At 72.9% G+C, this 18404-nt stretch carries 19 protein-coding genes and 1 tRNA gene; 11 read left to right on the forward strand and 9 right to left on the reverse strand.

The features are described 5' to 3' along the window. Positions 1–10 precede the first annotated feature (10 nt). A complete protein-coding gene (locus ACEZDE_RS06715; protein ID WP_380533498.1) occupies positions 11–769 on the forward strand; it encodes an FMN reductase in 759 nt (252 codons plus the stop codon). Between the two features lie 58 nt (positions 770–827). On the opposite strand, the gene ACEZDE_RS06720 is transcribed toward ACEZDE_RS06715, so the two are convergent. Next, positions 828–1475, reverse strand: coding sequence for an HNH endonuclease family protein (locus tag ACEZDE_RS06720; RefSeq protein WP_380533500.1), 648 nt, complete (start codon positions 1473–1475; stop codon positions 828–830). A gap of 558 nt (positions 1476–2033) precedes the next feature. Between ACEZDE_RS06720 and ACEZDE_RS06725 the strand changes: the two genes are divergently transcribed. Then, positions 2034–3101: an EamA family transporter gene (locus ACEZDE_RS06725; RefSeq protein ID WP_380533501.1), complete on the forward strand. Its 1068-nt coding sequence runs from the start codon at positions 2034–2036 to the stop codon at positions 3099–3101. A gap of 66 nt (positions 3102–3167) precedes the next feature. Here ACEZDE_RS06725 and ACEZDE_RS06730 read toward each other — a convergent pair whose 3' ends face one another. After that, positions 3168–4025, reverse strand: coding sequence for an NmrA family NAD(P)-binding protein (locus tag ACEZDE_RS06730; protein WP_380533502.1), 858 nt, complete (start codon positions 4023–4025; stop codon positions 3168–3170). Between the two features lie 98 nt (positions 4026–4123). Here ACEZDE_RS06730 and ACEZDE_RS06735 point away from each other — a divergent pair, with 98 nt between their 5' ends. Continuing rightward, the gene (locus tag ACEZDE_RS06735) at positions 4124–4876 is read left to right on the forward strand and encodes a TetR/AcrR family transcriptional regulator (RefSeq protein WP_380533504.1); all 753 of its coding nucleotides are present in this window, start codon (positions 4124–4126) and stop codon (positions 4874–4876) included. Here the strand turns inward: ACEZDE_RS06735 and ACEZDE_RS06740 are convergent. Together ACEZDE_RS06740 and ACEZDE_RS06745 are read right to left on the reverse strand one after the other, a co-directional pair. Further along, positions 4845–5393 (reverse strand): hypothetical protein, encoded by a 549-nt coding sequence (locus ACEZDE_RS06740; RefSeq protein WP_380533506.1) that lies wholly within the window; start codon positions 5391–5393, stop codon positions 4845–4847. The genes ACEZDE_RS06735 and ACEZDE_RS06740 overlap by 32 nt on opposite strands. 50 nt (positions 5394–5443) lie before the next feature. Next, the gene (locus ACEZDE_RS06745) at positions 5444–5623 is read right to left on the reverse strand and encodes a hypothetical protein (RefSeq protein ID WP_380533507.1); all 180 of its coding nucleotides are present in this window, start codon (positions 5621–5623) and stop codon (positions 5444–5446) included. Between the two features lie 166 nt (positions 5624–5789). Between ACEZDE_RS06745 and ACEZDE_RS06750 the strand changes: the two genes are divergently transcribed. The 4 genes from ACEZDE_RS06750 to ACEZDE_RS06765 all read left to right on the forward strand — a co-directional run bounded on the left by ACEZDE_RS06750 (position 5790) and on the right by ACEZDE_RS06765 (position 7821). Then, positions 5790–5990: a hypothetical protein gene (locus ACEZDE_RS06750; protein WP_380533509.1), complete on the forward strand. Its 201-nt coding sequence runs from the start codon at positions 5790–5792 to the stop codon at positions 5988–5990. A gap of 303 nt (positions 5991–6293) precedes the next feature. Continuing rightward, a complete protein-coding gene (locus tag ACEZDE_RS06755; RefSeq protein WP_380533511.1) occupies positions 6294–7034 on the forward strand; it encodes a GntR family transcriptional regulator in 741 nt (246 codons plus the stop codon). A gap of 116 nt (positions 7035–7150) precedes the next feature. After that, a complete protein-coding gene (locus tag ACEZDE_RS06760) occupies positions 7151–7669 on the forward strand; it encodes a glycine-rich domain-containing protein (RefSeq protein WP_380533513.1) in 519 nt (172 codons plus the stop codon). A gap of 26 nt (positions 7670–7695) precedes the next feature. Then, positions 7696–7821, forward strand: a complete 126-nt coding sequence (locus tag ACEZDE_RS06765) for a hypothetical protein (RefSeq protein WP_380533514.1) — start codon at positions 7696–7698, stop codon at positions 7819–7821. A gap of 379 nt (positions 7822–8200) precedes the next feature. Here the strand turns inward: ACEZDE_RS06765 and ACEZDE_RS06770 are convergent. Continuing rightward, positions 8201–8272, reverse strand: a tRNA-Val gene (locus tag ACEZDE_RS06770). Positions 8273–8349: 77 nt separating this feature from the next. Between ACEZDE_RS06770 and ACEZDE_RS06775 the strand changes: the two genes are divergently transcribed. Further along, positions 8350–9648, forward strand: coding sequence for a hypothetical protein (locus ACEZDE_RS06775; RefSeq protein ID WP_380533973.1), 1299 nt, complete (start codon positions 8350–8352; stop codon positions 9646–9648). A gap of 118 nt (positions 9649–9766) precedes the next feature. Next, positions 9767–9991 (forward strand): FmdB family zinc ribbon protein, encoded by a 225-nt coding sequence (locus ACEZDE_RS06780; protein WP_380533516.1) that lies wholly within the window; start codon positions 9767–9769, stop codon positions 9989–9991. Between the two features lie 163 nt (positions 9992–10154). Here ACEZDE_RS06780 and ACEZDE_RS06785 read toward each other — a convergent pair whose 3' ends face one another. From ACEZDE_RS06785 to ACEZDE_RS06795, 3 genes are all read right to left on the reverse strand, one after another. After that, positions 10155–11030, reverse strand: a complete 876-nt coding sequence (locus ACEZDE_RS06785) for an HAD family hydrolase (RefSeq protein ID WP_380533518.1) — start codon at positions 11028–11030, stop codon at positions 10155–10157. Continuing rightward, positions 11027–13744, reverse strand: a complete 2718-nt coding sequence (locus ACEZDE_RS06790) for a phosphoribosyltransferase (protein WP_380533520.1) — start codon at positions 13742–13744, stop codon at positions 11027–11029. Before ACEZDE_RS06790 ends, ACEZDE_RS06785 begins: the two co-directional genes overlap by 4 nt. 163 nt (positions 13745–13907) lie before the next feature. After that, complete coding sequence (locus ACEZDE_RS06795; RefSeq protein ID WP_380533522.1) at positions 13908–15101, reverse strand: HpcH/HpaI aldolase/citrate lyase family protein; 1194 nt, start codon at positions 15099–15101, stop codon at positions 13908–13910. Between the two features lie 319 nt (positions 15102–15420). Here ACEZDE_RS06795 and ACEZDE_RS06800 point away from each other — a divergent pair, with 319 nt between their 5' ends. Next, positions 15421–16317 carry a TerD family protein gene (locus tag ACEZDE_RS06800; protein WP_380533524.1) on the forward strand — a complete coding sequence of 299 codons (897 nt, stop codon included), beginning with the start codon at positions 15421–15423 and terminating at the stop codon, positions 16315–16317. Between the two features lie 25 nt (positions 16318–16342). On the opposite strand, the gene ACEZDE_RS06805 is transcribed toward ACEZDE_RS06800, so the two are convergent. Continuing rightward, positions 16343–17074: a TerD family protein gene (locus tag ACEZDE_RS06805; RefSeq protein WP_380533526.1), complete on the reverse strand. Its 732-nt coding sequence runs from the start codon at positions 17072–17074 to the stop codon at positions 16343–16345. A gap of 312 nt (positions 17075–17386) precedes the next feature. On the opposite strand from ACEZDE_RS06805, the gene ACEZDE_RS06810 reads away from it, so the two are divergent. Next, positions 17387–18391, forward strand: a complete 1005-nt coding sequence (locus ACEZDE_RS06810) for a DUF2637 domain-containing protein (RefSeq protein WP_380533527.1) — start codon at positions 17387–17389, stop codon at positions 18389–18391. Positions 18392–18404: the final 13 nt, after the last annotated feature.

Below are 18404 nucleotides of genomic sequence, written 5' to 3' on the forward strand. Positions count from 1 at the left end.
AGCCCGCACCGTGACCAGCGCCACCGTACCCGTCCGCCTCGCCGTCGTCTCCGCAGGGCTGAGCCAGCCGTCCTCCACCCGGCTGCTCGCCGACCGCCTCGCCGAGGCGGTCGGGTCGGGCCTGCGCGGATCAGGCCTGGTCGGATCAGGCCTGGTCGGGTCGGGACGCGACGTCGAGGTCCAGGTCGTCGAGTTGCGCGAACTGGCCCACGCCATCGCCGACAACCTGGTCACCGGCTTCCCCGGGGCCGCGCTGCGCGAGGCCGTCGCGACCGTCACCGGCGCGGACGCACTCATCGCGGTCACCCCGGTCTTCAGCGGCTCCTACAGCGGGCTGTTCAAGTCCTTCTTCGACGTGATCGACAACACCGCGCTGGCCGGAAAGCCGGTGCTGATCGCCGCCACCGGCGGCACCGCGCGGCACTCGCTGGTGCTGGACTACGCGCTGCGCCCGCTGTTCTCGTACCTGCGCGCGGTCGTGGTCCCCACCGGCGTCTACGCCGCCTCCGAGGACTGGGGCAGCGACGGCGGCGCCCACACCGACAGCCTCCCGACCCGGATCACCCGCGCCGCGGCCGAACTCACCGCACTGCTCGGCCGGTTCAAGGCCACCGCCGCGTCCCCCGCACCGTCCACTGCGGCCGTCCCGTCCCCCGGCGCGCGCCCGGCCGCGTCCCCGGTCCCGTCCCCGGTCGAGGACTTCATCCCCTTCGCCCAGCAACTGGCCGCCCTCCGCCCGGCCGCCGTGAGCCGACCACAGGGCAGGTGAGGCGTAGCAAGGGGGCACCGACCGACCGCGGTCAGCGCCCCCTGTCTCTGACGGAAGGTCAGCAGTTCTTCAGGACAGCGCTGATCGCCGCCTTCTCGGTGGCGTCGACGCTCAGCCCGTAGTAGTGCTTGACCTGCACCCAGGCCCGGACGTAGACGCACTGGTACGAGGCCTGCGGCAGCCACTCGGCCGGGTCGTCGTCGCCCTTGGAGCGGTTGGAGCTCGCCGAGACCGCGAGCAGCTGCGGACGGGTGGTGTCATTGGCGAACGCCTGCCGCTGCGCGGTGGTCCAGGCCCAAGCGCCGGAGTCCCAGGCCTCGGACAGCGGGACCAGGTGGTCGATGTCGAAGGTGGACGGGTTGGTGGTGACCACGTTGTCGTAGGGGCTGGTCCAGCTGCCCGAGGTGGCGGTGCAGGCCGCGTTGGTGACCACGTTGCTGCCGTCGCGCTTGATCACGAACTCGCGGGTGTCGCAGGTCCCGCTGATGGTGATCCAGGTCGGGAAGAGGCTGCGGTCGTAGCTGTCCGCGTGCGACTCGGGGGTGACGGTCAGGCTGGACAGGTAGGTACGGGCCGTGGAGGCGGCGATGGGCGTGGGCAGAGCCGCGTTGGCGGTGCCCGCGCCGGTGCCGAGGAGCAGCCCGGCGGCGAGCACGAGGGTGGTGAGCCCGGCGGATATGGAGCGGCGAAGCCTGAATCCGGACATGCGAAGGCCTTCCCGTGACAGGGGGGAGTGGTGTGGGACGTGGTGCGCGCCCAGCCTCCCGGTCACGGGTCTATGCGGGTAGACCGCGAACGGTAAATTTCTTATGTCAAGGACATGGCGGAACCTGACGCCCCGCTTCCGCCTCCGGCTCAGCCCCGGCAACAGGCCTGCCCCTGCCCGCTTCAGCCCTCCCCCGGCCCATTTCGGCCCGCTCCCGACCCGCGGACGGCCCAACCCGGCCCACTCCGGCCCGCTCCGGCCCGCTCCCAACCCTCCCCCGCCACCTACGGCCCACTTCGGCCCGTTCACAGCCCTCCCAGCGGGCCCCCTCCCGACCCACCGTCGCCCCGCTCGGCCGGGCACCAGCCCGGCTAGGCTGTTGCCCATGGCCCCGTACTCGCTCGCCGTCCTGCCGCCGCCCGTCCGCTAGCGGGCGGCACCGAAACTCCGAACACCGCTGCCCCGAACGCTCTCTGACGAGCCGTCGGGCCGGTGAGCGCTGCCCGCGACCCCAGTGCCACCCCGCGGACCAGCGACCATTCTCACCGGAGCTTCGCCATGCCCTCCCTGCCCGTACGCACCCCCCTGCCCGCGCCCAGAACCGCCCGCCCGCACCACGCGGACGACCGCTCGTACCGCCGCGCACTGCTGACCATCGGCCTCGCCGCCGCCTCCTGGGGCAGCGCGGGCGCAGCCGCCGCGCTGCTGCACCGGATCAGCGGCCTCGGCCCGATCGCCGTCTCCTGCTGGCGCTTCGCCCTCGGCGCGGCGCTGCTGACCGCGGCCCGCCCGCTGATCCGCCGTGCGAGCCCGCGAGCGGCGAGCCGGGTCCGCCCCGGCCCGCGTCCGCGCCTGCTGCCCCTCCTGGGCACCGGGCTGCTGATGGCGACCTTCCAGACCTGCTACCTCGCCTCGGTCGACCTCGCCGGACTCGCCCTGGGCACCACCGCGACCCTCGGCGCGGCCCCGGTGCTCACCACCATCGCCGCCCGGTTCCTGTTCGGCGAACGCCTCGGCCGACGCGGCGCGACGACAGTCGCCCTCGCCGTCACCGGCCTGGCCCTGCTCGCCTTCGGCAGTACGAGCGGCGGCGACGGCAGCCACTCCGCCAGCGCCGCCGCCAACGCCTCCGCCTCCGTCTCCGGACCGCACCCCGTCCTGGGTCTGCTCTGCGCACTGGGCTCGGCCGCCGGCTCCGCCGCGATCAACCTGCTCGGCCAGGCGCAGGCCCGCGACGGCCGTACCGGCGACCCGTACGACCGCGCCCTGTGCGGTTTCGCCGTCGGTGCGGTCTGCCTGCTGCCACTGGCCGCCGCCACCGGGCCGCTGCTCCCCCGCGCGCACCACCTGGCCACCGCAGCGGCCCTGCTCGGCTACCTCGGCGCGGTCCCGACCGCCCTCGCCTACGCGCTGTTCTTCGCCGCGATCGGCACGGTCCGGGCCACCGCGGTATCGGTGGTGATGATGCTGGAGCCGGTCGCCGCACTGCTACTGGCCGTCACCCTGCTCGGCGAACACCTCACCCTCGCCGCGGCCGTGGGCACCGCCACCCTCCTCGCCGCCGTCACCCTGCTCAGCGAATGCCCGCAACCCGAACACCCTCAACCCCGGCTAACCTCTGACTGACGACAGGTCAGCCACGGCGTCGGCGGCGTGGGCGACGCCGCCGACGGCCAGGCCAGGTACCGGGGTTCACCCGTCGAGTGCCGCCTTCAGCACATCCCGGAGCGGCGTGGTCGGACGGCCGAGCAGTCGGCCCAACTCCGGGTCCACCGCGGCGAACTCGCCCTGCCGGCTTGCCTCGAACATGCCCAGCAGCATGTCCGCCCGCCCTTCGGGCACGCCCTGCGCGACCAGTCCGTCCCGGTACTCGCCCTCCGGGACGACCACCCGCCTGATCGGACGGCCCGTCAGTTCCGAGGCGAGCGAGGCGATCCCGTCCCCGTCGATGGCCGCATCGGCGGTCAGCGCGGGGGTCGGTCCGTCGAAGCCGCCCTTGGCCAGGATGATCGCGGCGGCCTCGGCCAGGTCGGCGTGGGCGGTCCAGGAGACCGGCCCGTCCGGCGGCAGCCTCAACTCCCCGGTCTTCAGCGCGGCGGCCAGCAGCATCGCCGTGGTGGACGCGTAGAAGCCGTTGCGCAGCGAAGTGAAGGGCACCCCGCTCTCGCGCAACACCGCCTCGGTGGCCGCGTGGTCGGGCATCGGCGCGAAGGGGGACGCGGGGTTCGCGCCCATGTGGCTGGTGTAGAGGATGCGGTCGGTGCCCGCGGCCACGGCCGCCTCGATCGCGGCGCGGTGATCCCGGACGGCGTCCGCGCCGGCGGTGTTGGAGGACACCAGCAGCACCTGCGAGGCGCCCTCGAAGGCATGGGCCAGACTCGCAGGTTCGGCGAAGTCACCACGACGCACGCGAACGCCCAACCCCCGCAACCCCCGTGCCCGTTCCGGGTCGCGCACGCTCACCGCGATCCGGTCGGCGGGAACGCGCACGAGCAGTTGCTCGACAATCCCCCGGCCGAGCAGGCCATTGGCCCCGGTAATGATGATCATCACAGCCTCCGATACAAGACATTCCATTCACTGCTAACGCAATCGACATTAACAGCGCTACGTTAGCAGCGCAAACGCTCCCCTGTTATCGTTGCTATATGGAGGACACCGCCAACACTTCCGCCGGATCTGGCCCCCGCGAGCGCATCCTCGCCGCCACGGCCGAACTGCTCGCCGCAGGCGGCCGGGGTGCGGTGTCGACCCGCGCGGTGGGCGCCGCTGCGGAGGTGAAGGCCCCGACCATCTACCGCCTCTTCGGCGACATGCAGGGCCTGCTGGACGCGGTCGCCGCCGAGGGCTTCACCGCCTACCTCAAGGACAAGACCGTCCTGGAGCCCACCGCGGACCCGGTGGCCGACCTACGCGCGGGCTGGGATCTCCACATCGGCTTCGGCCTGGCCAACCCGGCCCTCTACCTGGTCATGAACGAGCCCCGACCCGGCGCCGCCCCGCCGTCCGCGGTCGCCGGGCTCGCGTTCCTCTCCGCCCTGGTCCGACGGATCGCCGAGGCGGGCCGACTGCGCGTCAGCGAGGAGCGCGCCACCGACCTGATCCAGGCCAGCGGTCGCGGCACCACCCTCACCCTGATCGCCATGCCGGAGCAGCGCCGCGACCCCGAACTCTCCACCCTGGCCCGGGAAGCCGTCATCGCCGCAATCACCACCGACACGCCCGCCGCTCACCCCCCGACCCCGGTCACCGCCGCGGTCGCCCTCCGCGCCGTCCTCCCCCGGACCACCGCCCTGACCGCCCGCGAACAGGACTTGATGCAGGAATGGCTCGACCGCATCGCCTCCGCTCAAGACCCGTCGGCATCCGTCACGAGCCGATCGGACGCCGACGGAACCTGAAGTGACCATGCGTCAAATCCCCGGGCCCAGAGACTGAAAGGGCTGCCCGACGGCCCAGGACCCGGCGGCCCGGATCGCCTCGCTCAGTCTGGAACAGCACGACGCCGATGCCGCGGCCGACGCCCGGCTGCCCCGAATCACCGTCTCCAGCCGCGCCGCCGTGCTCGGCGACCGCCGGTGCCGCACCACAATCCCGTTGCCCCCGGAACCCTTCAGGCGGGGTCTGGGACCTGGACCCGGACTTGGCCGCCCAGACGAGCGGTCGCGCGTACTCCTCGGCCTGTTCGGCAGCTTCGCGTTCGCGTGACCTGCGCCGCTGCGGTCGCGGGTGGATTCGCTCCCAGGCCGCGAGCCCGACGGGCATGAGGATCAGGCAGAACCCGACGATCCCGAGCATGCGAACGATGATCCCGTGTTTGTGGAAGGTCGCCGCCCAGAGGAGGCGTACGAGGGCCGACCAGCACAGGGAGGTGAAGGCGCCCGAGAAGCGAGCGAACATACGGTCGATCGTGGCCACCTCAGGTACGCGGACGTTCGCACCGTTCGGTAGCGCCGGGGGCGGGGAGCTTACACGCCGACGGATTCGGGTTCATCCTCGGCCTCCTGTGCCGGGTCCAGCCACGCGGCGAGGAGCACCCGGTACTGGGCCCGGTCGTGCTCAGTCCAGGGACGCCCGACACGGGCGCTGGAGAAGGAGCGAATGGCCTGGTTGGCGGCGTCGAGCGCGGCCCGCAGGTCGTGAAGCATCACCAGCCATTCTACCGGGAGCGCCCTCGAGCCGGGCTTGAGCAGCCCTGCGCCGGGCATCCTCGGTCTGCCGAGCCTGCCCGTTCTCCCGCGCCCAGGCCGTCACCGGATGCCGGTGCAACGCCATCACCGCGGCCACAACCGCACCGCCCGCAGCTCGTCGAGCATGACCGGATCACCATCCTCCGCGACGTGCCGCAGCACCGCCGCCGCATGGGCGTCCCCGAACGCCAACTGCACACACGTACAGCACGTCCTCACCAGCCTGGCCTGCAACGTCACCCGCATCGCCGACTGGATCACCGATCCCACCCGCCCACGACGGGTCCCCAGCCACTTCCGCGCCCTCTGCACCACCGCCAGTTGACCCACACAAGATCGCCAACAGGATCAAGCCGTTCAGTTAGGGCTAGCCCCGCGCCCACCCCGGGCGTAGCGTCCTCGTCACTGCACAGGCTGCTCCTACCCCCACGGCAGGGCAGGCCCGCAGCCCGGGTCCCAGCACAACCAACCGCCAGGGACGCGGCTCCTATCCGCCCGCAGGTGATGGAAGCCAGCGCCCCGCTGGATCCGATCAGCGGGGCGCTCCCATGGAACCGCCAACCCACACTCACCTCTCGCCCCTCGGGCCCTACAGTGCTTCCCTAGAGATCTCGACTCTGGAGGCACCGTGCCAACCCCGCCCTACCGCCTGATCGCCGACGAGCTCAGGCGCCGCATCATGTCCGGCGAGCTCGCCCCCGGCGACAAGGTGCCCGGCGAGAACACCCTCGTCACCCAGTACGCCGTCGCGGCCGAGACCGCCCGCAAAGCCCTCGGGGTACTCGCCGCCGAAGGGCTGACCGAGGCTCGGCGCGGATCAGCGACGCGGGTACGGGCGTTCCGGCCGATCATGCGTCAAGGGGTGAAGCGCCTCGCCGCCGAGCAATGGGGCGGCGGCCGGTCCATCTGGCAGGCCGACCTCGACCAGCGGCCCTTGACCACCGACCGGGTCGCCGTGGCCGAGCAGCCGTGCCCCGAGCACATCGCACCCGCGCTGAACCTTCAGCCGGCCGACCCGGTGTGGGTGCGGGACCGCCGCTACCTGGTCGAAGGGCAGCCGGTGATGCTCGCGACGTCGTACCTGCCCGCGCAGTTGGTCGCCGGGTCCGCGATCACGCGCGAGGACACGGGGTCGGGCGGGATCTACGCACGACTGGCCGAGTTGGGGCACGGTCCGGTGCACTTCCGGGAGCAGGTCCGCGCGCGCCTGGCGCTGCCCGAGGAGGCGGCTGCGCTCGGGCTCGGCGTGACAGCCCCCGTCGTGTTGATCGTCCGGTACGCGTATGCCGAAGGTGGGGTGCCGGTGGAGGTCAACGAGATGGTCCTGGACGCCTCCCGGTACCTGATGGAGTGGGAGTTTCCAGCGTGACGGAAGGGGATTGACGGGTGCCCATCGAGCGTTGACTTCCCTAGGGAAGTAGCGAGAAACTTCCTTAGGGAGCTTCCGCATCGGCGGAAGCCCACGCCCTAAAAGGGAGACCTCCCATGAGCACCCCCAGGCCGTCCAACCCCGTCCTCGACCGCAACCCGCGCGACCTGCTCAGCCCGGGCCAGTTCCACGGCGTCGCCGCCACGGTCCGGCAGAACAACCCCGGCATGGCCATGAACCTCGCCGAACGGATCACCGCCGAGGCCCTGCGGTTCCTCGCCGTCTGCGCCCACGACCGTTCGGCCCGCATCGCCCCTTCCCCCGTCGTCGACGAGGGCTGGCACGCCCTGATCCTGCACACCGCCCTGTACGCCGAACTGGGCGAGCTGCTCGGCGGGTTCGTCCACCACTACCCCGAACTGCCCGTGGACGCCGGCTACGACCCCGCGGTCCTCGCCCGCACCCTGGAGACGATCGACCGAGCCGGGTACGTCCCCGATCTGGAACTGTGGGCCGGCCCGGACGAGCAGTCCGTCGCGGTCGCAGCGCAGACCTGGCACACGCCTCCGGGCGGGTGCGGGCCGATCGTCCCGATCCCGGTCCCGAAGCCCCCGTCCGGAGGATCGGCAGCCTGAGGACCCGGCGGCCGTAGGCTACGGGCATGGCTGAGTACGTGAACCCGAAGTACACCCAGCTCGTCGAACAACTCCGCGCAGCACAGCAGGACCAGAGCCAGCCGCAGCCGGTGCGCGGGTTCCTCGTCCCCGAGGACACCGATAGCGAGTAACGCAGCACGATGCCCCGTCCCGGGATCTGATGGGACGGGACATCGGCATGCCCGGCCACTCCGACGAGGGAGCCGAGCGCTTCCGGGGCTGCTTGTCCGGCCCACGCTTCTTGATCTCGCGGTTGCGGAAGAAGCCGGCGGATTCTTGGGGTCCTCGCAACACCTGATGGCTTACGTGGTCGATCAGGCAGTCGTCCGGGCGCAGGCGAGAGTAACCGATCTGCCGGCTGCCCCGATTTGCGAGGCATGACAGGTAGTCAAAACGCCGCCCACGGCTCATGCTCCAAGCGGCGTTGCGGACTCTGTGTGGACTCCAGCGGTGGCGCGGACCCTCTCCATTCGAGCCACGGAGAGGGTCCGCACCAGCTCACCCCATGTGTGGGCGCAGACGGTTTCGAACCGCCGACATCCGCCTTGTAAGGGCGGCGCTCTACCGCTGAGCTATGCGCCCGGGACAGGGAAACAATACCTGCTCCGCGGCGCGTTCGGTGCCGGGCTGGGTGCGGCGCGACTGGGGTGGGTGCGAGGATGGGGCGGGCGGGCCGTGGCGGCCCGACGGGGCGATGGTTGCGAGCAGGAGACGACGTGGCGGCGGGATCAGCGCGGTGGCGGCGCACCGAGGGCGTACGCGCGGACGCGCAGGCCGCGAAGGACGCCGCTGCGCAGGCGTTCTACGAGCTGGACACGGTCCAGCGGGACGCCCGGATCTCGGTGGAGGTGGTCTCCGCCGCGGACGACTCCCCCGGCGCGCGCCGCGCCGTCGCGGACTTCGCCGCGCTCGGCCACCGGATCGACGAGGTCAGCACCGCCTACATCACCGCGCTGGACGCCCATGACCTGGACGCCGAGGACCTGGACGCCGGCACCGCCGCCCGCGCCCGGCAGCAGCTGGAGCAGTCCCGGCAGCAGCTGGTCGCGGCGAAGACCGAGCTGGAGCGCTTCCTCGGCTTCCTGCAGCCGCTGCTCGACGCCGCGGAGACGCAGCTGGCGCAGGTGACCCCGGCCGTGGAGCGGGCCAAGCAGGCCTGGCTGGCCGCGAGCAACGCCCTGGACGCGGCCCGCGCCGCGCGGCTCGGCGCGGACGAGCTGGCCCGTCGGCTGGCCGCGCTCGGCCCGCAGCTGAAGCTGCTCGGCGAGGGCGCGGGCAAGCACGGGGTGCAGCCGATGCTGCGGACCGCAGCCGACACCCAGCGCGAGGCGGAGGCGATCCGCGCCGAGGCGGAGAAGCTGCCGCAGCAGGCCCGGGAGATCGACCAGCGGCTGGGCTCGCTGCGGACCCGCACCGAGGCGCTGGAGACCCGGTCGGCCAACATCGCCCCGGTGCTGAGCGAGCTGCGCCGCCGGTTCAGCACCGCCTGCTGGCAGGATCTGCAGAACGTCCCGGACCAGACCGCGGCGGCGGTGCGGACCGCGCAGACCCGGCTCGGCGAGGCGTCCAAGGCCCGGGACGAGCAGCGCTGGGCCGACGCCATCAGCATCCTGGCCACCGTCCGAACCCTGCTGAACACCGCGGACGGCTCGGTGGCCACCGTCAACGAGCGGCTGCACTCCCTCAACGAGGCGCAGCGGGCCCCCGGGGCGGAGATCGAGCGGACCCGGTTCGCGCTGCGCGACGCCCAGCGCCTGGCGATGGACGGACGCAGCGCGCCCGACCCCCGGCACGCGGCCCCGCTGGACGCGGCGGTGGCCCGACTCGACCGCGCCGAGGCCTCCCTGACGGGCCGTCATCCCGACTACTGGCAGTTCCTCACCGAGCTGGCCGCGGTGCGGGAGACAGCGGCCCAGGTGGTGGCCTCGATCCGCGAACAGCGCGGCGGACCGCGGTGACCCTGCGGGTCCAGCCAGGGTGCAGGTAGGGCGCCGACCGCGGCGGGGCCGCGGGCCAGGGGCGCGGGCCGGACGGCGGGCCGGGGCGTGGGCTTGTGGGAGGTCGTAGAGTACGGGCATGCCTCGCTATGACTACCGCTGCCGTACCTGTGGCGCCACGTTCGAACTTCGCCGTCCGATGTCCCAGTCCGACGCTCCGGCGATGTGCCCGGCCGGGCACGGTGACGCTGTGAAGCTGATGTCGATGGTGGCGGTGACCGGCACCGCCTCGGGCGGGAGCAGCGCCGCCCCCGCCGGAAGCGGCGGGGGCGGCGGCTGCTGCGGCGGAGGGTGCTGCGGCTGACGTCCGCCCCTGCGGCGCCGGACCCACACCGCCGCCCGTACGGCGCCGGACCCACACCGCCGCCCGTACGGTGCCGGACCCACACCGCCGCCCGTACGGTGCCGGGCCCAGACCGCGGCCCGTGCGGTGACAGGCTTACCCCTCAGCCTGTACGGCGCCCGGCCTACCCCACCGCCGTGCGGACCCTGACCCGGGCCAGTAGGCGGCGGACGATCTCCTCGCCCGCCGCGACGCCGACCTGCTCCAGGGCGGTGACCCCGGGCCCGGTCCAGCCGCTGTCGGCCAACTCGCCGTGTCCGGGGCGGAAGCCCGCGTCCGCGGCGAGCAGCAGTTCCGCGTCCAGCAGCGAGTCGCCCGCGGTGAGCACCATGGACGCGCCGGTCCGCCGCTCGACCTCGGCCAGCGCGGCGGACTTGGTCAGCGGCTGCGGCACCAGGTAGATCTTCCGTCCCTGCAGCGACACGGTGTAGCCGCGCTCGTCGGCCCAGTCGGTCAGCTCGGCGACCCAGCCCGGCAGCAGCAGTTCCCGCTCCACCACCAGGTAGGCGAAGAGGTCCTCGGCGACCCGGCGCTTCAGCGTCCACTCCGGGTCCGCCGACAGCGCGAGGTGGTGCACGATCTCGTCCAGCGGTGCGCAGTTCTGCGCCAGGGTGGCCCTGATCTGCGCGTTCCAGTCCTCGTCGGTGATCCCGTCGACCAGCAGTTGGCCGCCGTTGGCGCAGATCGCGTAGCGCGGGGCCCACTCCGGCTCCGGTCCCGGCAGGTGCACCCGCTGGTACTGGGCCCGGGTCCGGGTGGTGACCGGGACGAACTCGGCCGCCGAGATCAGCTCGACCAGCAGTTCGGCGCAGCGCTCGGTCATGAACGACAACGGCTTGCCGTGGTGCACCTCGACCGTGAGCAGCCGCGGCGCCTGCTCGTCGGCCATGTCCAGGGCCAGCGCCCGGGGCGAGTAGATCAGCGTGCGGTCGAGGTCGCTGCCGATCAGGAAGCGGGCGGGCTGCGACGAAGGGCGCTCGGGAGTCCTGAGGACGGTCATACGGCCGTCCCCCCGTCGCCGGTGGCGCCCCTCGTGTATTCGGGGTGGATCAGTCCGACGCAGCTGTAGGGCAGGTCGCCGACCACCTCCACCGGCACGCCGCGCTGCTCGGCCAGCAGCCGGACGTGCCGCAGCTCGGCCTCCGCCCCCTCGCGGACCAGTACGCGCCACGGCACGCGCCGCAGCAGGACCCGGGTGGTCTCGCCCACCCCTGGCTTGACCAGGTTCACACTGTTGATGCCGTACTCCTCGCTGATGCGTTCCACGGCGGCCCAGCCGGACCAGTCGGGTTCGCGGGCGGACGTGTCCGCGGCAGCGCCGGCGCGGACGTCGGGGACTGCGACTTCGGGAAAGCGCTCGGTCACGGCGTCGAGGAAGCGGTTGGAGACGTCGGCGTCGGCCAGCTCGCGGTAGAACTTCGCGCCGTGGAAGTCGTCGGGGCCGATCAGGTCGGCCCGCAGCACGGTCCGGGAGACCAGGCCGGAGACGGTCGAGTTGAGGCAGGCCGAGGGGATCAGGAAGTCCTCGCGGGTGCCGAAGGTGCGGACGCAGTGGCCGGGGTCGGCGAGGACGGCCATCTCCGGGTTGAAGCCGGTCCCGGCGAGGGCCTCGGCCAGCTCCCTGGTGATCGCGCCCTTGCCGGTCCAGCCGTCCACGAAGACTACGTCGGCCGGGTCGTGACGGTCCGCCAGGTAGCGCAGGGCGGTCGGGTCGATGCCCCGGCCGCGGACGATGGAGACGGCGTAGTGCGGCAGGTCGATCCCGTGCGCCCGCTGGGCCCAGCGGCGCATCAGGATGCCGACCGGGGTCCCGGCCCGGGCCAGCGAGGCGAGGACCGCGCCGTGGCCGCGTTCGGCGAGGACGGTCTCGGTGACGGTCGCGACCGCCTCGGCGATGCGTCCCGCGGACTCGGCCAGGGCCTGCTGGAACAGCTGCTGGTAGGCGGGGGTCGGCTGGTACTCGACCGGCAGCGACTCGGCGTAGTGGGCCCCGCCCTGCTGGATCGCCTCCTCGCGCTCCTCGGTCGGCGCCTCAAGAGTGATCCCGGCAAGGTCCTTGAGCAGCCAGGACACCTCGTCGGCCCGGTAGGAGCCGAAGGCGGGACCGTGCAGCGGCGCCGGGAGCGGGGAGCCTGCGGCGGACGCTTCAGCCGCAGGCGCGGCGGGCGCGGCGGGCGCGGAAGCGGGGGCGACAGCGGCGGGCGCGGAAGCGGGGGCGACCGCGACGGCCCGGGGACGATGGGCGGGGAGGGTCACGAGCAGTACCTCGTCGGTGACATGGCGCAGCCGGTCGAGCAGGCCGCGTCCTGGGGCGTGCAGCGGGGCGCGGTCGGCCGCGTCATCGATGACCAGCACGATCGCGTCGAAGCGACGGGAGAGGTCGCGGCCGGGCGCGACGTTGTAGGCGTAGCGCAGGCCCTCGCCGTCGGCGGGGGCGTCGTGCGCGGGGAAGGCGAGCCGGGTGCGGAGGGCGTAGCCGGGGTGGTCCACGGTCAGCGCCGGGGAGCGGGTGGTGGTCGAGAAACGGACCTCAACGGGCCCAACGGGCTTGGAGGACTCGACCTCCTCAACGTCGCCGGAGGGCGCAGAGGCCGCGGCGAACCGTTCCTGCAGTGCGGCAGCCAGCCGCAGCGGCGTGTACATCAGCTCCTCGTACCCCAGCACCAGCACCCTGCGCGGCACGGTTGCCACAGCGCCGCCCAGGCCAGCCGGAGCCGGGCCCACGGCGGCGGCCGACCCCTCCGCGGAAGCCGCCCCCGCCCCTGGCCAGCTGAAAGCCTCCGCCAGGCGCTCGGCCATGCCCGGCAGCGCCGCGTCCAGCCGCTGCCGGTCACCCGCGGTGAAGCCGTGCCGGCCTCCGTCTGGGAGGCCGCTCGGCCAGCCCGGGTCCACCCGGGTGAGCGGGGCCTGCGATCCGGCCGGAGGCACCCCGCAGCCCTGCCGGGTCTCCTCGGCGGCGACCAGCGCCGCCCCCCGTGCCAGCACGTCCTCGGGCAGTTCCACCACGCCGCTGGCGACCGCCGCCACCTCGATGCGCACGCCCAGCTCGGCCTCGGTCTTGGCGAACAGCTCGCGGTCCGCGTCCCCGCGCAGGTCGACCAGCGCGGCCACGACATAGCGGGTCCGCGGGAACCGCCGGTGCAGCGCCGCGACGGTGTTGAGCACGGTACGGCCGGTGGACAGCTCGTCGTCCACCAGGACCAGCGGTCCGCCCCCGCCGAGGAAGCCCGGGTCGGCCGGCAGCAGCAGGTGCGAGGTGGCGTGCGAGTGCTCCTCCTCGAAGCCGCCCACCGGCTCCACCCCGGCCACCGGCCGCCTGGTGGAGTGCAGGTACGGCGCGGCGGGCCGGTCCGGCCCACCGAGGCCGTCGGCGACGCAGTGGCCGAGACCGGTCGCGGTCTCGGCGTAGCCCAGCACCACCGCCGCGTCCGCGGCGTCCGGGCCGAGCAGCTGACGTACCGTCAAACCCAGCTCGTAGCCGACCCGGTAGACCACCGAGGGCAGCTGCGGGACGTGCTTGCCGAGCACCTGCGACACCAGCAGCTGCGCCCGGCGCGGGTTGCGCCGCAGCGCCAGCCCCAGCAGCTCCCGCACCGACGGGTCCGGCAGCCGGACGCCGAGGCGCCGCTCGACCCACTCCCCGGTCCACACCCCGTCCCACCGCTCCCGCGCGTGCCCGTGCGGGCGTGCCTGCTGCTCAGCCTCAGCCGTCATGGTGCTGCTTCCCTCGATCGTGCATCCGTCGTACGAGCCCGCTCTTCACCGCCCGCGCTCCCCCACTCCATCACACGAGCACTCCATCACAGGGAGGAGACGCCCAGGTGTCCTGCGTGGTTCTTCGGGGATAAGGGCAGGTCACAGCCAAGGGTCGACGGTCTCACGGGCACAGGCAGGCAGCGAGCAGCTCGGCGAAGGTCACGCCCTCCCGGGAGACGCCGAACACCGAGGCACGCAGCATCACCCGCTGCGCCCAGGCCCGGTGCGGCTTCACCTCGTTCATCTTGTTGGTGTACGCCGACCGGAGCACCCCGCCGCCCGCGCGGTCCTGGTGCAGGATGTCCGCGGCGTCGGACCACTCCTCGTGGGTGGCGACGGAGAGCGCGTGCACCGCGGGCACATGGGTGGGGTGGATGCAGGTCTTGCCGAGCAGGCCGTTGGCCCGGTCCAGCTCGATCTCGCGGATCAGCCCGTCCAGGTCGTGCGCGATCAGCTTGCGCCGGACCCCGTCGGTCGGCGGCTCGGTCCCGGCGAACGGGGTGGCCCGCAGCTGCGGCTTGAACTTGCGCTCCTGCACCGGGAAGTACTCCCAGACCGGCCCGGTGACGGTGTATCCGGTGCCGTCGGCCCGGCCGAGCACGTTCACCACGTCGCCGATCACCGAGGCGACCAGCTGCACGTCGTAGGCGCTGAGGTCCGGCGGGCGGCGCAGCCCGTACGCGGAGCAGAGGTCGGTCACGCCGAGCCGGACCGCCAGGATCGCCTCGCGGTGCTTCTCCAGCACCCGGGCTATCCCGGACAGGGTGTCCTGCCGGGTCTCCAGGTGCGCCAGCTCGGGCGACTCCAGCACCGGCATCCCGAACAGCCGCAGGCCGGTGCCGCTGCGGACCTGCTCCAGCGCCTCCAGGAAGGGCAGGCCGGTCTCCTCGGTGAACTTGGGCATCACGAAGCCGGACAGCACCGGGAGCGCGGACCCCAGCCGGGCGGCCAGGTCGGTGATCTGCTCGGGCCGCCGGACCCGGACGAACAGCAGCGGGACCTGCGAACCGCCGGCAGCCGTCCCGGCGCCCGTCTCGGCGGCCAGCAGCGGCAGCTGCCGGACCAGGTTCGCCTCGGCGGCGTCGACCTCGGCGTCGTCTATCGCGTCCTCCAGGCAGAGCACCATGGAGACGACGCCGTTGGCGGCCTGCTTGCGGATGTCGTCGAGCAGCCGCGGCCGGGTGGCCGGGGAGTACAGGGTGGCGCCCAGGGCGGTCGACAGCACGGCGGGCTCGCTGTCGCGGTCGAAGCTCGCGGGCTCGCGCAGGAAGAGGCGTCGCCGGGTGTCCCGGTCGAGCTGGCTGAAATGGCGCATGGGCCCCTTCCCTGGTGAGTCTGCGAGACACGTGCTACGTCCGGGGTCCACCGGGGCCGTTGACGGCTCATCGTACGTAAGAACCAGTAAGAAATCAGCCCGGAAATACGTTGTTCTCCCAAGCGTGGCTGCCGCTTAACACACACAACCTGCACATCGAACGGGCGGGCGGGCCGGTTCGCCGGGGTGCTGCATACTGACGCCCCGGACCGCCCGCAGGCAAGCCCGGCCGAGCAGCGGAAGGCCCGGCCCGAGCGGCGGGCACTACCCTGGTGCCTCACACCGCCGGGCCGTCCAAGAGGGAGTACGTCAACTCGCGATGACCAAGGTCATGCCCAAGGGCTCGAACACCCCCCTCGCGAACGTCGCCGCGGTGCGCGCGGTGCTGCGCTGGCGCCCGGTCTCCGGCACCCCTGACGTGGACGCGTCGGCACTGCTGCTCGCACTGGACGGACGGGTCCGCTCCGACGAGGACTTCGTCTTCTACAACCAGCCCCGGCACCCCAGCGGCCAGGTCCGGCACCGGCGCAAGAGCAGGACCGGCGAGGAGGTCACCGACACCGTCGACGTCCACTTGGGCGAGCTGCCCGAGGAGGTCGACCGGGTCGTCATCGGCGCCTCGGTCGAGCGCGGCAGCTTCGACGAGGTCACCGGCCTGGGCATCCTGCTGTACGACATCGCCGCCGGGCCGAACGCGGAGGCGCTGGCCCGCTTCGACATCACCGACACCGCCGGGGTGACCGCGCTGCTCTGCGGGGAGCTGTACCGCAGGAGCGGCGGTTGGAAGTTCCGGGCGATCGGACAGGGGTACTCGTCCGGCCTGGTCGGGCTCGCCACGGACTTCGGGATCACGGTCGAGGAGGAGACAGCACAGGCCCCGAACCCGGCCGAGGCCGAGCAGCAGGCCGCGCAGGCCGGGCAACCCCCGCTCCAGTCCCCGCCCGCCCAGTCCCCGCCCGCGCAGCCGACCTCGGAACCCGCCGCCGCGCAGCCCGCCGCCGAGCCTGCGCAGTCACCCGCGCAGCCCGCCGCCGGGCCCGAGCCGGTCGTCGTCCCGCCACTCCCCTCCCAGCCGCCGACGCCGCCGTCCCCGCAGCCCGCGGTCCAGCAGCCCTCGGGCTACGGCTACCCCCCGCCGCAGCCGGGGCTGCTGCCCGAGCCGCCCGACTTCGCGCTGCCGCTCCAGGGCCCGCAGTTCCAGGGCGCCCACCGCTGACGCGGGCCGGTACCCCAACCAGCCGCTACCCGCTGACCGGCTTGTACCCGCGCTGCCACTGCATGCCGAAGCCGTAGAGCCGGTCCAGCTCGGCCTGGAACCCGTACACGTACTTGGCCTCGCGACGGACCGTCAGATTCCCGTCCCGGTTCTCGATCAGCGCCACCGCGCAGGACCGCGCCTGCGGTGCCCGCTCGTCGAGCTTGACCTCGATCGGCGGGCCGCCGGGCAGGAACAGCGTCACCACCGCGTGGGCCCGGTCGAAGGCGGGCGTCTCGTCATAGATGTAGACGAAGATCAGAATCCGCTTGAACATCTCCTTCTTCGCCAGGTCGATGTACATCATCTCGCCCGAGGGCGCGCCCGACCGGTCGTCCCGGCTGAGCCTGATGTACGGCGCCCGCTGCAGGTCGCCGAACAGGCCGCCCAACGGCTGGACCACCCCCTTGGTGCCGTCCGCCAGTTCGTACAGGCAGCCCAGGTCCAGGTCCACGGCCACGATCTGACTGCCCGACGACGGCATCTCCATCGGCTTGAACAGGGTTGGCCGCAGCAGCCCGCGCCAGCCGTTCCCCGGCGGACGCGCCATCGACTCGACCTGGCGCGCGGTCCAGTGCAGATTGACCTGCAAGGTGCCCGCGCCCGTGCCGAGTTCGGTCAGCGACACCGAGGGTGAGCCCTTGGTCAGGGTCAGCCGACCGTTCGACGCGCTGAACAACGGGTCGGACTTGTTCAGGAAGTCCCTCAACCCGGCCATGTTCCCCCACTCTCCGCATGCTCTCCGCGGTCCACCCCGAACGCCCCGACTCCGGGACTCCACCTGCGAGTTACCCAGTTCCGGGCCCTGCCGCACCACTCTGCCGCATCCCGCGCCCGGACCCGTACCGACTCGGTCCCCCGAATGACTGGTGGTCACAACTGCCTCACCCGTACGATGCGTGCTCTGCCGACGCGATATCGTCTCCTCGCACGCGTGTCGCGGCGTCACATACGCCGCCCCGGGGGAGACACCGCCGTCGCATCCCCTGCCCTGAGTGCCGACCGATCCCGAAGCCGAGGCTGACCCGGTATGACCCTTACATCCATACAGCTGGTGTGGCTGGCCGTCGGCTGCGCGATCGCCCTGGTCATCGCCGTGGTGATGAGCCTGCTGCGCACCAAGAAGCCCAAGCACGCCGCGGAGCCCGCCGACGCCTGGGAGCGCAGCGAGGAGCGCCGCCGCCGCAAGGAACGGCTGTACGGGAGCGCGTCCTACGTGCTGCTGTTCGCCTGCGCCTCGGTCGCCGCCGCGCTGTCCTTCCACGGCCTGGTCGGCTTCGGCCGGGAGAACCTCAACCTCACCGGCGGTTGGGAGTACCTGGTCCCGTTCGGTCTGGACGGCGCCGCGATGTTCTGCTCGGTGCTGGCCGTCCGCGAGGCCAGCCACGGCGACGCCGCGCTCGGCTCCCGGATGCTGGTCTGGCTCTTCGCCGGGGCCTCGGCCTGGTTCAACTGGGTGCACGCGCCGCGCGGCGGGGACCACAACGGCGCCCCGCAGTTCTTCGCCGGGATGTCGCTGTCCGCCGCGGTGCTGTTCGACCGCGCGCTGAAGCAGACCCGCCGGGCCGCGCTGCGCGAACAGGGCCTGGTGCCCCGCCCGCTGCCGCAGATCCGGATGGTCCGCTGGCTGCGCGCGCCGATCGAGACCTACCAGGCCTGGTCGCTGATGCTGCTGGAGAATGTCCGCACCCTGGACGACGCGGTCGAGGAGGTCCGCGAGGACAAGCGCGAGCGGGAGGCCAACGCCGCCCGTCAGCGCAGCGAGAACCGGCGTGAGCGGGCCGAGTTGAAGGCGATCTCGCGCTCGGCCCCGCTGCGCGAGCTGACCACGCTGGAGGCCTCCGGCAACAGCGAGGCCGCCGCCGCGCTGGAGCCCGCCGAGCCCCGGGGGCTGCCGTCCCGGCGCCGCCGCACCGACGCGCTGGAGGCGCCGTCCTCCTCGGCCGGCTACTCCACCGGGGGCGAGGAGGAGCCGCTGCCGCGGCTGGACTCGCTGGAGAAGAAGCTCAAGGACCTGGAGCAGCAGTTCGGCTAGTACTACCACCGGC

It is taken from the genome of Streptacidiphilus cavernicola, from assembly GCF_042510955.1.
GTDB lineage: Bacteria > Actinomycetota > Actinomycetes > Streptomycetales > Streptomycetaceae > Streptacidiphilus > Streptacidiphilus cavernicola.

Bases quoted from the DNA above. Each gene is read 5' to 3' on its own strand.
- ACEZDE_RS06800 (WP_380533524.1), top strand. From the start codon at position 15,421: ATGACCAAGGTCATGCCCAAGGGCTCGAACACCCCCCTCGCGAACGTC.
- ACEZDE_RS06785 (WP_380533518.1), bottom strand. From the start codon at position 11,030: ATGACCGTCCTCAGGACTCCCGAGCGCCCTTCGTCGCAGCCCGCCCGC.
- ACEZDE_RS06810 (WP_380533527.1), top strand. From the start codon at position 17,387: ATGACCCTTACATCCATACAGCTGGTGTGGCTGGCCGTCGGCTGCGCG.
- ACEZDE_RS06720 (WP_380533500.1), bottom strand. From the start codon at position 1,475: ATGTCCGGATTCAGGCTTCGCCGCTCCATATCCGCCGGGCTCACCACC.
- ACEZDE_RS06790 (WP_380533520.1), bottom strand. From the start codon at position 13,744: ATGACGGCTGAGGCTGAGCAGCAGGCACGCCCGCACGGGCACGCGCGG.
- ACEZDE_RS06765 (WP_380533514.1), top strand. From the start codon at position 7,696: ATGGCTGAGTACGTGAACCCGAAGTACACCCAGCTCGTCGAACAACTC.
- ACEZDE_RS06780 (WP_380533516.1), top strand. From the start codon at position 9,767: ATGCCTCGCTATGACTACCGCTGCCGTACCTGTGGCGCCACGTTCGAA.
- ACEZDE_RS06775 (WP_380533973.1), top strand. From the start codon at position 8,350: ATGGGGCGGGCGGGCCGTGGCGGCCCGACGGGGCGATGGTTGCGAGCA.
- ACEZDE_RS06725 (WP_380533501.1), top strand. From the start codon at position 2,034: ATGCCCTCCCTGCCCGTACGCACCCCCCTGCCCGCGCCCAGAACCGCC.
- ACEZDE_RS06750 (WP_380533509.1), top strand. From the start codon at position 5,790: ATGACCGGATCACCATCCTCCGCGACGTGCCGCAGCACCGCCGCCGCA.
- ACEZDE_RS06760 (WP_380533513.1), top strand. From the start codon at position 7,151: ATGAGCACCCCCAGGCCGTCCAACCCCGTCCTCGACCGCAACCCGCGC.
- ACEZDE_RS06735 (WP_380533504.1), top strand. From the start codon at position 4,124: ATGGAGGACACCGCCAACACTTCCGCCGGATCTGGCCCCCGCGAGCGC.
- ACEZDE_RS06745 (WP_380533507.1), bottom strand. From the start codon at position 5,623: ATGCTTCACGACCTGCGGGCCGCGCTCGACGCCGCCAACCAGGCCATT.
- ACEZDE_RS06795 (WP_380533522.1), bottom strand. From the start codon at position 15,101: ATGCGCCATTTCAGCCAGCTCGACCGGGACACCCGGCGACGCCTCTTC.
- ACEZDE_RS06805 (WP_380533526.1), bottom strand. From the start codon at position 17,074: ATGGCCGGGTTGAGGGACTTCCTGAACAAGTCCGACCCGTTGTTCAGC.
- ACEZDE_RS06730 (WP_380533502.1), bottom strand. From the start codon at position 4,025: ATGATCATCATTACCGGGGCCAATGGCCTGCTCGGCCGGGGGATTGTC.